Raw genomic sequence first — 11,810 nt, forward strand, 5'->3', positions numbered from 1 at the left:
CCCAGTCTGCGCAGGGGGTCAAACCAATAATAATTAAGAACTGCTGATGTTCAGAGTTGTACGATCAGGCCTTGCTCAGTTAGTGCTGGCGGTAGTGCTTGGTAGCCTCCTGGGTGTCTGGAAGCCCTCGCTGGCGATCGAGATGAAAGCCTTCAGTGACCTGTTTATTGCAGTGGTGCGCTTGATCACACCGATTGTGATGTTCGTACTTATTGCTTCAAGCGTCGCCGGCTTGCGAGGTTACGGCGCGAGCTTGAAGCTTGGCCTGAGCACGGTTGGCTTTTGGCAATTAATGTCGCTGTTGTCCTTGCTTTGTGGCTTGTCGGTTACCTTGTTCCTGCAACCGGGTGTGGGTATGCCCATGGCTGAGCAAGGCTTCATATACAGGCCTGCAACTGTTGATCTTGTCTCTATCGAGCACATTCCCTCCTTGCTCGCCACTGCATTTGGCCACAGCATTATTTTCAAGGTGCTGCTCGCGGCGCTGGCTGCCGGGCTCTTGCTCGGCCTTTCAGGTAACAAGGGAATCCGACTCAGGCAGATGCTTGATGATTCTGTCGGGCTGGTGTTTCGGGTAATGCGATTTATTATTCGCTTCGCCCCGCTGGCGGCTTTTGGCGCCATCGCCTTTACCATCAGTGCATACGGCGCCGCCGCGACCATTCCCCTGGCCAAATTCATTGCCACCGCCTACACCGCCAGCCTGCTCTATATTCTTGTGGTGCTCGCATTTGCGCTGGGCTTGAGTGGCGTCAGCCTGTGGCGGCTGCTTGGCTACATCAAGGAAGAACTCTTCCTGGTCGCTTCCACTGGCTCATCGGTGGCTGCATTGCCTCGCCTGATCGACAAGCTGGAAGCCGCAGGCTGCAACAGCAAGCTTGCACGCCTGACGCTGACTACCGGCTATAGCTTCAACCTCAATGGTTCCAATATCTACTTGATGGTCGCGGTGATATTTCTCGCCCAGTCGGTTCATATCGAGCTCACCCCACAGTTGCTCCTGAGCATTTTCCTAGTCTGCTTGCTGACTTCGCTGAGTGCTACCTCTGTCGCCGGTTCGGCGTTTATTACCCTGACCGCGACCCTGAGCGTGCTGCAAATATTGCCGCTGGAAAGCATTGGCATCCTTATCGGCGTGGAACGCATGATGAAGTGCCGCTCACTGACCAATGTACTGGGCAACTGCGTTGCCTGCTTGACGCTCGCCAGTTGGAATAACGAACTGGATAGACAGAAGCTGGCCCAGGCACTGGGCTGAAGACTGGAGTCGGTCGCGGCTAGACCTTCCATATACCAGGCACAAGAAAACGACCGGCATTGTGCCGGTCGCTTGCTGGTCGCAGTGGCAGCCTGGGTAATCGCTAGTTAGCGGCCTTGACCAGTTTGCCAAATGCCTTGTCCAGTTCAGCATCGGCATCCAGCAAGTGCTGACGGTGCCTGGTCATCCAGTTGCGGTCAGATTTCAGGTTTTTCTGCGCTTCTGCCAGCATGCGTTTTACCTCTGCCGGCTGTGGACCGCCCGTGCCCTTGCGTGACTCCACCATGGCGCGCGGCGATAAAGTCGCCCGGAAAGCGGCCTCATCCAAAGGCAACTTCTCCAACTCCCACTTGTACTTCCTGGCCGCCTGGGTGAAGAGCTTTTGCGCATCGGCATAGGGGAAGTTTTTCGGGAAATAACCTTCCTTGCGCGCTTCGCTCACAATCAGCGAAGCAAAGTTTTGGCCAATACGAAACGGCACCTTGTATTCACGCTCCAAGGTATCGGCAAGCTCCATGGATGTGGTCCAGTCGGAATCCAGCTCCTCCATTGCACGCTCAGGGTTGATCACCAATGCGGCCAATACCTTGTCCAATCGCTTGAACATCTGGGTCGCCGAAGTGAACAGGCCAAGTGAATCGAAAGCGGCTTTATAGTCGGTCATGCCGGTGGTTACGTTGTGAGCACGAATAGTGGTTGCATTCGCCAACCCAACCACATCGGATGCAGATTCACGGGTGCGCATCAGCAAGCCAGGGTTACGCTTCTGGGGCATGGCGCTGCTGGTGTAGGTCGAACCTTCCTCTAGCAGCAACCAAGGGCGCGTCTGGTGATATTGGGTGTGGATATCACCAATCATGGCCCCCACCCGGATAGCGGAGGATGAAGCAATACCAGCCGCTTCCAACGGAATATCAAAGGTCGAAACCTGCCCCGCATCAAGGGAGTTTTCGCGCAGGCCATCAAAGCCCAATAACTCTGCCAGGCGCTCACGATTCAAGGGCCAGCCAGAATTAGCCAACACAGCAGTGCCCATCGGGCTTAGATTCAAGCGCGCATAAAGCTCGTGGATACGTTGTGCGTCCCGCTCGAATGAAGCTGAAAATGCCAGCAAGTAATGTGCATAGCTGATCGGCATGGCCTGCACGCCATTGGTGTACGCCGGGACCAGCGTATCGACATTTTTCTCAGCGATCTTGAGCATGCGTTCGCGCACCTTGTTCAAGGCATCGCTGTAATCCAGAACCTGGGCGCGCAGCACCGCCAGACGATAGGTTGCGTACATATCCTGGCGGCTGCGCCCTGAGTGAATCAGGGAGGCCTGCGGACCAATTTTATCGACCATGATTTTCTCAACCTGCAGCACATCGCTGGGCCGCTTGCCGCCAGGTTGCCTGGCCTGGTCGATCACATGCTGCACGCCACCGGCAATCAGATGGCCAAGTTTGGGCGTGACCACGCCCTCTTCGGTGAGCATTACGATAGAAGCCTTGTTGATGCGGTTCATCCAACTGAACTGTTCCTCGTAGGCGCCCCCCTTGCCGCTGTGCTTGTCCACTGTTGCGCCGATTTTCTCGGCTTTGGGGGCGCACTCAGCTGTGGTCCGGCAAGGCAGCTCTGCCGTGTTGGCAGCCTGGACACCATAGGAGAAAAAAATCGAGTAGGCGACAGCAAGGTGGATCAGGTTCTTTCTGAAGTTCATGTTGCGTTCCTTCCGTACAGTTCGGATTGGTCATGCCCAGCACTTGGGCGATGACTAAAAAAACAGGGGCAGTCCAACCGGGCCTAGAGCAGCGCGAGGCTATAGCTGAAGATCAAACGGTTCTGATCGATATCGTTGCCACCATTGCTGCGGTAGGTGCCGTTTCGCCACTTGATCCCGAAATCCTTGAACGGGCCACTCTGCACGACATAGGCAATATCGGTGTTGCGCTCCCACTCCTTGCCCTCGCGGCCAGGCGAACGGACAAAGTTGTCACCGCTGGTATAGCGAGTCATAAAGGTCAGGCCGGGCAGGCCAACCGCCGCAAAGTTATAGTCATAACGTGCCTGCCAGGAACGCTCCTCCGGGCTGGCAAAGTCAGCGGAAATCATTACGTAGTTGACCAGGTAAGAGTTGGTGCCTTCGATGTGCGGAAAGCCAGTCTTGCCATTCATTTCCTGGTAATTGACCCCGAAGGAGTGACCGCCAAGGTTGTAGATCAACTTGGCGCCAAAGGCCTTGTTGTCGATATTGGTCTTGCCGTCATTACTGGAGTAGGCATAGCGGATGTCCGTCTCGAAAGACTGCTCATCGCCCAGCGGATATTTGTATTTGATATTGGCGATGTGCTGGCGGTAGTTCTTGTCCAGATGGGCGTAGTTGTAGCCCGTCGTGAAGTTTTTATCCCACTTGTAATTGGCCCCGGCAAAGTTGAATTCATCACTCTCCTGCCCGCCCTGAATCCCCTTGCCAGCAACGGCCATGTCATCGTTCGAGCTAGAGTTACGCAGACTGTTCTGGGTCAGGCGACCAAGATCCACAGTCAGGTTGTCGATTTCCTTTGACTGCAACTGCGCGCCCTGGAATGTCTGCGGCAGCAGTCGCGAATCATTAGGTAGCACAGTTGGCAACTTGGGTATCAGAGTGCCAACACGCAACACGCTCTTGGATATACGCGCCTTGGCCGCTGCGCCTAATTGGCTGTACTCATCGGGCGCTTTGTCGTCACCCACTGGCAGCAAACCGGTGTTTTGCCGGTCGGGGCCGGAATCAAGCTTAACGCCGAGCAAACCTATGGCATCAACCCCGAAACCCAGCGTGCCTTCGGTAAATCCCGAGCGGTAGTCGAGGATGAAACCTTGCGCCCACTCGTCGCGCAGCGACTGCCTGGCACCTGGCTGGTGATAATCGCTGTTGAGATAAAAGTTACGTAGCTCGACTGAGGCTTTGCTGTCTTCAAAGAAAGCTGCATTGGCAGTAAAGGGAATAGCTAAGACCGAACTGGCGGCGAGCACAGTTTGGACACGCAAGTGGCATCTCGTCATGATTGTTGCCTCGTTTAATTGTTTTTATTTGAGCTGTCAGGCAAGTGGCAGCAAACGAGATGCTAGAGACAAAAAATCAAGATTAAAAATATATGTAAAGTATCTAATCGATACTTAAAAAATATTTATATAGCCAGGCACTTGCCTGGAAACGCCCATAGCGTCAGGCCTGCTGCTTGAATTGGACGAAGGCGGGAAGTAATACTCAGGCGTGCCTGTAGGCATCAATCATATTGACCATGTCATCGGCCAACGCCTCAATCTGAGCATTGGGGATATCGCGCTCGGAAAATCCCCGCAAGCCGATCATTTGCGCCTGAAGCAAACGTGCCAGCCTTGGGCAATCAACCTCTGGGCGCAATTCGCCCGCAAGCCGGGCCTGCTCCAGGGCCATGCAGATGCGTTGTTCTACCTGTGCCAGAACAGCGTCGGCCTTGGCCAGCAGTTGCGCATCTTCCGGATTGATTTCGAGCAGGGTCTTGACCAGCATGCAGGCTTGCGCCGGCGCCTGGGCATTGCGCACACAGGCGAATGAACGCAGGTAGCCCTTCAATCCGTCAATGACAGTGGGCGCCTGGTCGAGCATCAAACGGAAGTTCTCCCCCGTGCGTTCAACATAGGCATCCAGCGCTTCGATGAACAAGCCGCTCTTGCTGCCGAAAGTCGCATAGAGACTACCGGGACGCATATCCAGCGCCTGCTCGATATGCTTCATGGAGGATGCGTAATAACCCCTGGACCAAAACAGTTCGACAGCGCGTTCCAGCGCGACTTGGCGATCAAAGCGGGCGGCACGGGGCATGGCGATCCTTTGGGAGCAGTGACTTGTTTTTGAGTGATCGCTCAATTATAGCTTGATCGACCGCAAACTCTCAATTAACGTGGAGCCATATTTGAACGATCCTTCAAAAATGCCCCGGCAAGAGGATTTCCCGATGCCCACACGCAAGCCACTGCCAATCATAGTGTTTGATGTGAACGAAACCCTGCTCGACATCACCGCGCTAAACCCCGTGTTTGAACGCATATTTGCAGACTCAACGGTGCTGCGCGAGTGGTTCGCACAGCTGGTCCTTTACTCACAAACCATGACCCTGAGCGGTCTTTATCGCCCGTTCGGCGAGCTTGGCGCTGGCGCATTGGAGATGCTCGCCACGATTTACGGCAAAACCATCAGCCATGCAGATCTCGACGAACTCAAGCAGCGCATGAGCTCCATGCCCGCCCATGCCGACGCAGAGCCAGCACTGAGGCTATTGCGCGACGCGGGTTTTCGCCTGGTGACGCTGACCAACTCGGCCAGCAGCCCTGCCCCCACCGCACTTGAACGGGCTGGCTTAAGCGAGTTCTTTGAACGCTCATTCAGCGTGGAATCGGTAAAGAAGTTCAAACCCGCCCCACAAACCTACCAACTGGTGGCCGAGCACATGAAGGTGCAGCCAAGCGAGCTGATCATGGTTGCCTGCCATCTGTGGGACACCATTGGCGCACAAGCTGCCGGATGCAAGGGCGCCCTGCTGACACGACCACACAACGCAATACTGTCAGCAACCGGCGTGCCTGTACCTGACTATGTTGCGAGCCAATTCAGTGAGTTGGCGCAACTGATCATCGCCGACGCACACCCAGCTGGCACTCATTAAGCCGCTAGGCTCAGATCCACTATCGCTCAATAGAGGAACGCACAATGCAAGATGACTCCACCTACACCCCGCCCGCCGTCTGGACCTGGGATAAAGAAAGTGGCGGCAAGTTTGCGAGTATCAACCGCCCGATTGCCGGCCCGACTCACGAAAAAGCCCTGCCCGTCGGCAAGCACCCGCTGCAACTCTACTCACTGGCAACGCCCAACGGGGTCAAGGCCACTGTGATGCTTGAAGAGTTGCTGGAGCTGGGGCATTCAGGGGCGGAATACGATGCCTGGTTGATTGATATTTCAGAAGGTGACCAGTTCTCCAGCGGCTTTGTCGAGGTCAATCCCAACTCGAAGATTCCCGCGCTGATGGATCACAGTGGCGCCAGTCCGGTACGGCTGTTCGAGTCCGGTTCGATCCTGCTGCACCTGGCCGAGAAATTTGGTGTCTTGCTGCCAAGCGAGCCCAAAGCCCGGACTGAAGCCCTCAACTGGTTGTTCTGGCAGATGGGCAGCGCGCCATACCTGGGTGGCGGCTTTGGGCATTTCTATGCCTATGCGCCAAGCAAGTTCGAGTACCCGATCGACCGCTTCACCATGGAAACCAAACGCCAGCTCGACGTGCTGGATCGCCAACTGGCCAACAACCGCTACATCGCCGGCGATCAATACAGCATTGCGGACATCGCCATTTGGCCCTGGTACGGCGTGCTCGCCCTGGGCGGTTTGTACGATGCCGCCGAGTTCCTGCAAGTGCAAGGTTATGAGAATCTGCAGCGTTGGGCCAAGGACATTGCCAGTCGTCCTGCGGTAAAACGCGGGCGTATGGTCAATCGCACCTGGGGCGAGCCACACGAGCAACTGCGCGAACGCCATGATGCCAGCGACTTCGACAATATCGCCTAGCTGCGTGCGGAGTTAGTCTCACTCGGACAGGTTTTGCCCGAGTGAGAACTCAATGCTCAGGCAAGCGCTTTTATTACGCTCTGTGCATAATGCGCAGCATGAGTCGAGCAACCACCCATTCAACTGTCCCCCGTCGCCTGCGCTGGCGCAGCTTGCTGCTGCTAGGGCTTGTGCTCGCGCCACTGTTGTGGCCGCTGCAAATTGTTATCGAGCGTTACTACCGCGAACAGTTGGCTGAGCAGAGGCAGCAGATTCTCGACCTCTATGTTGCCAACCTGCTTGGCACCCTCAATCGCTATGAGGTTTTGCCGCCGATTCTGGGTCAACTGCCAACCTTGCGCCAACTATTGGGCCAACCCGACTCGGGAGCTAAGCGCGATAACGCAAACCGCTTGCTCAATGACTTAAAAGAGCAAACCGGTGCCGATGTTATTTACTTGATGGCGCCCAATGGACAAACCCTGGCAGCCTCCAACTGGCAGCAGGACGACTCCTTTGTCGGGCGCAACTTCTCTTACCGCCCCTATTTTCGCGAAGCGCTGCAGGGTCGTCCCGGCCGCTTCTTCGGACTGGGAACCACATCGGGCAAGCGCGGTTACTTCTTTGCCGCCGCCGTGCGCGACACAAGCGGGGTCATTGGCGTGCTGGTGGTCAAGGTCGATCTCGACCACACCGAAACCCTGTGGGGTGAACGCCCGGAACGTTTGCTGGTGACCGACAATTACGGCGTAGTGATTCTGACCTCGCATCCGGGCTGGCGCTTCCACGCAACCCGAGCGCTGGACAATGCCGAACGCGCAGCGATTACCGACACACAGCCCTATCAAATTCAATCACCGCCACCGTTGAAGCTTCAGCCCGATGCGTGGATGCAGCAATCGCGCAAACTCGACAACATCGGTTGGACGGTAAGCATCGTTGCGCCCCGTGCGCTGCTTGATCGCCCAGTGCGCAGCGCAGTCGCTGTCGGCGGCGCGGCCTTATTGATGCTGATACTGCTGCTCGGTTTGCTGATGCAGCGGCGGCGCCACTATCTTGAACGTATTGCCCTCGACGCCCAGGCACGCCTGCAACTTGAGCAGCGGGTACTGGAGCGCACCCAGGACCTTGAGCAACTCAACAGTCGCCTGCGCCTTGAAGTGCTTGAACGAGAAAACGCCCAGCAAGAGCTGGTTCGAGCACAGGATGAGCTAGTCCAGGCCAGCAAGTTGTCGGCGCTCGGCACCATGTCTGCAAGCATCAGCCACGAACTCAATCAACCGCTCGCGGCCATCCGCAGCTATGCAGAAAATGCCGGGGTGCTGCTCGACCACCAACGCAATGACGATGCCCGCCACAACCTCAAGCTGATCAGCCAGCTGACCGAACGCATGGCATCGATCATCTCGCATCTGCGCGCCTTCGCCCGCCGCGACCGGCATGCCCCGGAAACCGTCGCCCTGCAACCCGCCATTGATGATGCCCTGGCCCTGCTGGCCAAGCGTCGCCGCGCCATGGACGTAGAGTTGATTCGCGACCTTCCAGATGCAACCCTGTGGGTCCAGGCTGGCGAAACGCGCCTGCGCCAATTGCTCGGCAATTTATTGGCCAACGCGCTGGATGCACTCAGTGAAAGCCCGCAGCCGCGTCGGATCTGGATCAGCGCAGAACTGACCGAAACCACCCTGGACCTGCATCTGCGTGATAATGGCCCGGGTTTCAGCGCCGAAGCCCTGCAGCGCGCACTGGAACCCTTTTACACCACAAAAACCAGCGCCCAGGGCCTGGGCTTGGGTTTGGCCATTTGCGAAGCCTTGATGCGAGCCCTGGGCGGCGAACTGCGCTTTGCCAATCATAAAGATGGCGGCGCCGTGCTGACCCTGCACTTGCTGCGCAGCGACAACACCATGAACAAAGACCATTACAACGAAAGCTGAGCCGCCACTGGAAAAGCCTTGAACCAGATCAATTCCTGCACTGCTCAGACTGGCTTAATCTAGGTGGCTGCACCCGCTCCCTGGTGCCAGCCATCAGGTGAGTGGTTGCAAAGACTCTAAAATTGCCACAACCGACATTTACCTGCCCATTAACATGGAATGTTGATGCTCAACCCTGAGGTTTTGCTCCATGACCACCCTCGACGCCCGTACTCAGGTTTTGCTGATTGATGATGATCCTCACCTACGCCAGGCACTCAGCCAGACGCTTGACCTGGCAGGCTTGCAGGTCACCAGCCTGGCCAATGCCCAGGACATCGCCACGCATATTGCCCGCGATTGGCCAGGCGTGGTGGTCAGTGATATCCGCATGCCGGGCATTGATGGGCTGCAACTGCTCAAGCAATTGCAGGAACAAGACCCCGAGCTACCCATTCTGTTGATTACCGGCCATGGAGACGTACCGCTCGCCGTGCAAGCCATGCGCGCCGGGGCTTATGACTTCCTTGAGAAACCCTTTGCCAGCGAAGATCTGCTCGACAGTGTGCGCCGTGCGCTGGCCTTGCGCCGCCTGGTCCTGGACAATCGCAGCCTGCGCCTGGCCCTGACCGACCAGCACCAACTGACCGCGCGCCTGGTTGGTCAATCAATCCCCATGCAGCGCTTGCGTGAGCAAATCGGTGCGCTCGCCAGTATCAGCACCGATGTATTGATCTTGGGAGAAACCGGCTCCGGCAAAGAGGTGGTCGCACGTGCCTTGCATGACCTGTCCAGCCGCCGCGACGGGCCATTTGTTGCGATCAACGCCGGAGCACTGGCTGAGTCAGTGGTTGAAAGCGAGCTGTTCGGCCACGAGCCTGGCGCCTTTACGGGCGCGCAGAAGCGCCGCATCGGCAAGTTTGAGTTTGCCAATGGCGGCACGCTGTTTCTCGATGAAATCGAAAGCATGAGCCTGGACGTGCAGGTCAAGCTGCTGCGCCTGCTGCAAGAGCGGGTGGTCGAGCGCTTGGGTGGCAACCAATTGATACCTCTGGATATCCGTATCATTGCCGCAACCAAGGAGGACTTGCGCCAAGCGGCGGACCAAGGCCGTTTCCGGGGTGACCTTTATTACCGCCTGAATGTGGCGCCGCTCAGTATTCCATCGCTGCGCGAGCGCGGTGACGACATCCTGCTGCTGTTCCAGCACTTTGCCGACAATGCCAGTGCACGCCACTCGCTGGCCACTCGCGCCCTGCAACCTGCGCAATCGGCGCAATTGCTCCGTCATAGTTGGCCAGGCAACGTGCGCGAGCTGCAAAATGCCGCCGAGCGATTTGCATTGGGGCTTGGCCTGGGCCTTGAACAGGTGATTGATGAGCCGCCGGTACAGAACCCCCAAGGCGAATCACTGAGTGAGCAGGTTGAACGCTTTGAACGCTCGATCATCGCCGCCGAACTCAATCGCTCGCACAGTTCGATGCGCAGCCTGGCCGAAGCCTTGGGCGTGCCCCGCAAGACCCTGCACGACAAATTGCGCAAACATGGCCTGAGTTTCGCTGACACTGGCGAAAGCTCGCCAGATAGCGCGGACTAACTGGCGAAAAACCGCCACCTCTAATAGCCAATCAACTATTGCTATGCGAATCTCGCATAGCAATAAAATATCATCGTCAACCTCAACATAGATAAAAGCCAGCAACAACGGGAGCTATTGGAATTACCCACTGAAATTGCTAACTGTTTTTCGCACAAGCAATACACTGGCATGGCCGTTGCTCTACCCTTTGCAGGCGATACAACAAATACAAGCCAGGTAATCTCTGCCATGCGCCCGTCATTTTCTGACAAGCAGCCTAGACTTGTTGTTGTTCGCCCGGTTTTCGCGCTACGGCGCTCAACGCTATAAACACAACAAGAGGAAGTATTCGCATGTTCAAAATGACTGCCAAGGCACTCGCATGTGCCCTGTCGCTGAGCATCGCCGGTATGGCCCAGGCGGCCGACCCGATCGTGATCAAATTCTCCCACGTCGTAGCCGACAACACCCCTAAAGGCCAAGGCGCAAACCTGTTCAAGAAACTGGTTGAAGAACGCCTGCCAGGCAAAGTAAAGGTAGAGGTTTACCCGAACTCGTCGCTGTTCGGTGACGGTAAAGAAATGGAAGCCCTGCTGCTCGGCGACGTGCAACTGATCGCTCCATCGCTGGCCAAGTTCGAGCAATACACCAAAAAACTGCAGATTTTCGACCTGCCGTTCCTGTTCAACGATATTCACGCCGTCGACAAATTCCAGCAAAGCCCACAAGGCCAGGAACTGCTGACTTCGATGGAATCGAAGAACATCACAGGCCTCGGCTACTGGCACAACGGCATGAAGCAGCTGTCGGCCAACAAGCCACTGCACGAACCTAAAGACGCTCGCGGCTTGAAGTTCCGTGTACAGGCTTCTGCAGTACTTGAAGAGCAATTCAAGGCAGTGCGCGCCAACCCACGCAAGATGAGCTTTGCCGAGGTTTACCAAGGCCTGCAAACTGGCGTTGTAAACGGTGCGGAAAACCCGTACTCGAACATCTACAGCCAGAAGTTCAACGAAGTTCAGAAGTACATCACCGAATCCAACCACGGTGTACTGGACTACATGCTGATCACCAACACCAAGTTCTGGAACGGCCTGCCTGAAGATGTACGCACCGAACTGGACAAGATCCTGGTTGAAGTGACCGCTGAAGTGAACAAGCAAGCCGAGATCCTCAACGAAGGTGACAAGCAGCGCATCATCGACGCTAAAACCAGCGAGATCATCACCCTGACGCCAGAGCAGCGTGCTGAGTGGCGCGATGCCATGAAGCCAGTCTGGAAGAAGTTTGAAGGCGACATCGGTGCTGACCTGATCAAGGCCGCTGAAGCTTCGAACAACTAAGGTGACCTGGCCGCAATTGCGGCTCGAAACCCGCTAGCGCGCGCCTCCAGGGCACGCGCTACCGGGCCCCAAGCAAGATCGCGGGTTACCACGGTCTTCGCCCCTCACCTTTGGAGATCTTATTGATGAACGCCTTGCGGCGCGTTTGGGACCACTTCGAAGAAGGCTT

Annotated in this window: 9 protein-coding genes; 6 read left to right on the forward strand and 3 right to left on the reverse strand. The window is 56.5% G+C overall.

Annotation, left to right across the window (positions count from 1 at the left end; translation table 11 throughout):
• Positions 1 to 46 precede the first annotated feature (46 nt).
• Positions 47 to 1,258, forward strand: a complete 1,212-nt coding sequence (locus tag PSES9_RS0116185) for a cation:dicarboxylate symporter family transporter (RefSeq protein WP_010488678.1) — start codon at positions 47 to 49, stop codon at positions 1,256 to 1,258.
• A 103-nt stretch (positions 1,259 to 1,361) separates the two neighbouring features.
• Here the strand turns inward: PSES9_RS0116185 and PSES9_RS0116190 are convergent, their stop codons facing one another.
• The 3 genes from PSES9_RS0116190 to PSES9_RS0116200 form a co-directional block, all read right to left on the reverse strand.
• Positions 1,362 to 2,960: an argininosuccinate lyase gene (locus PSES9_RS0116190; RefSeq protein ID WP_010488680.1), complete on the reverse strand. Its 1,599-nt coding sequence runs from the start codon at positions 2,958 to 2,960 to the stop codon at positions 1,362 to 1,364.
• An 83-nt stretch (positions 2,961 to 3,043) separates the two neighbouring features.
• Positions 3,044 to 4,285, reverse strand: a complete 1,242-nt coding sequence (locus tag PSES9_RS0116195) for an OprD family porin (protein WP_029529596.1) — start codon at positions 4,283 to 4,285, stop codon at positions 3,044 to 3,046.
• 205 nt (positions 4,286 to 4,490) lie between these two features.
• On the reverse strand, positions 4,491 to 5,087 hold the full coding sequence (locus PSES9_RS0116200) for a TetR/AcrR family transcriptional regulator (protein ID WP_010488683.1): 597 nt from the start codon (positions 5,085 to 5,087) through the stop codon (positions 4,491 to 4,493).
• A 133-nt stretch (positions 5,088 to 5,220) separates the two neighbouring features.
• Between PSES9_RS0116200 and PSES9_RS0116205 the strand changes: the two genes are divergently transcribed.
• From PSES9_RS0116205 to dctP, 5 genes are all read left to right on the forward strand, one after another.
• A complete protein-coding gene (locus PSES9_RS0116205) occupies positions 5,221 to 5,928 on the forward strand; it encodes a haloacid dehalogenase type II (RefSeq protein ID WP_010488685.1) in 708 nt (235 codons plus the stop codon).
• A 44-nt stretch (positions 5,929 to 5,972) separates the two neighbouring features.
• On the forward strand, positions 5,973 to 6,824 hold the full coding sequence (gene yghU / locus PSES9_RS0116210; RefSeq protein ID WP_010488687.1) for a glutathione-dependent disulfide-bond oxidoreductase: 852 nt from the start codon (positions 5,973 to 5,975) through the stop codon (positions 6,822 to 6,824).
• Between the two features lie 98 nt (positions 6,825 to 6,922).
• Positions 6,923 to 8,740 carry a sensor histidine kinase gene (locus PSES9_RS0116215; protein ID WP_010488689.1) on the forward strand — a complete coding sequence of 606 codons (1,818 nt, stop codon included), beginning with the start codon at positions 6,923 to 6,925 and terminating at the stop codon, positions 8,738 to 8,740.
• A 190-nt stretch (positions 8,741 to 8,930) separates the two neighbouring features.
• A complete protein-coding gene (locus PSES9_RS0116220; protein WP_010488692.1) occupies positions 8,931 to 10,316 on the forward strand; it encodes a sigma-54-dependent transcriptional regulator in 1,386 nt (461 codons plus the stop codon).
• A 335-nt stretch (positions 10,317 to 10,651) separates the two neighbouring features.
• On the forward strand, positions 10,652 to 11,641 hold the full coding sequence (gene dctP, locus PSES9_RS0116225; RefSeq protein WP_010488693.1) for a C4-dicarboxylate TRAP substrate-binding protein DctP: 990 nt from the start codon (positions 10,652 to 10,654) through the stop codon (positions 11,639 to 11,641).
• Positions 11,642 to 11,810 lie beyond the last annotated feature (169 nt).

The organism is Pseudomonas sp. S9 (assembly GCF_000222125.1).
GTDB lineage: Bacteria > Pseudomonadota > Gammaproteobacteria > Pseudomonadales > Pseudomonadaceae > Aquipseudomonas > Aquipseudomonas segetis.

Bases quoted from the DNA above. Each gene is read 5' to 3' on its own strand.
- PSES9_RS0116220 (WP_010488692.1), top strand. From the start codon at position 8,931: ATGACCACCCTCGACGCCCGTACTCAGGTTTTGCTGATTGATGATGAT.
- PSES9_RS0116205 (WP_010488685.1), top strand. From the start codon at position 5,221: ATGCCCACACGCAAGCCACTGCCAATCATAGTGTTTGATGTGAACGAA.
- PSES9_RS0116190 (WP_010488680.1), bottom strand. From the start codon at position 2,960: ATGAACTTCAGAAAGAACCTGATCCACCTTGCTGTCGCCTACTCGATT.
- PSES9_RS0116215 (WP_010488689.1), top strand. From the start codon at position 6,923: ATGAGTCGAGCAACCACCCATTCAACTGTCCCCCGTCGCCTGCGCTGG.
- dctP (WP_010488693.1), top strand. From the start codon at position 10,652: ATGTTCAAAATGACTGCCAAGGCACTCGCATGTGCCCTGTCGCTGAGC.
- PSES9_RS0116185 (WP_010488678.1), top strand. From the start codon at position 47: ATGTTCAGAGTTGTACGATCAGGCCTTGCTCAGTTAGTGCTGGCGGTA.
- yghU (WP_010488687.1), top strand. From the start codon at position 5,973: ATGCAAGATGACTCCACCTACACCCCGCCCGCCGTCTGGACCTGGGAT.
- PSES9_RS0116200 (WP_010488683.1), bottom strand. From the start codon at position 5,087: ATGCCCCGTGCCGCCCGCTTTGATCGCCAAGTCGCGCTGGAACGCGCT.
- PSES9_RS0116195 (WP_029529596.1), bottom strand. From the start codon at position 4,285: ATGACGAGATGCCACTTGCGTGTCCAAACTGTGCTCGCCGCCAGTTCG.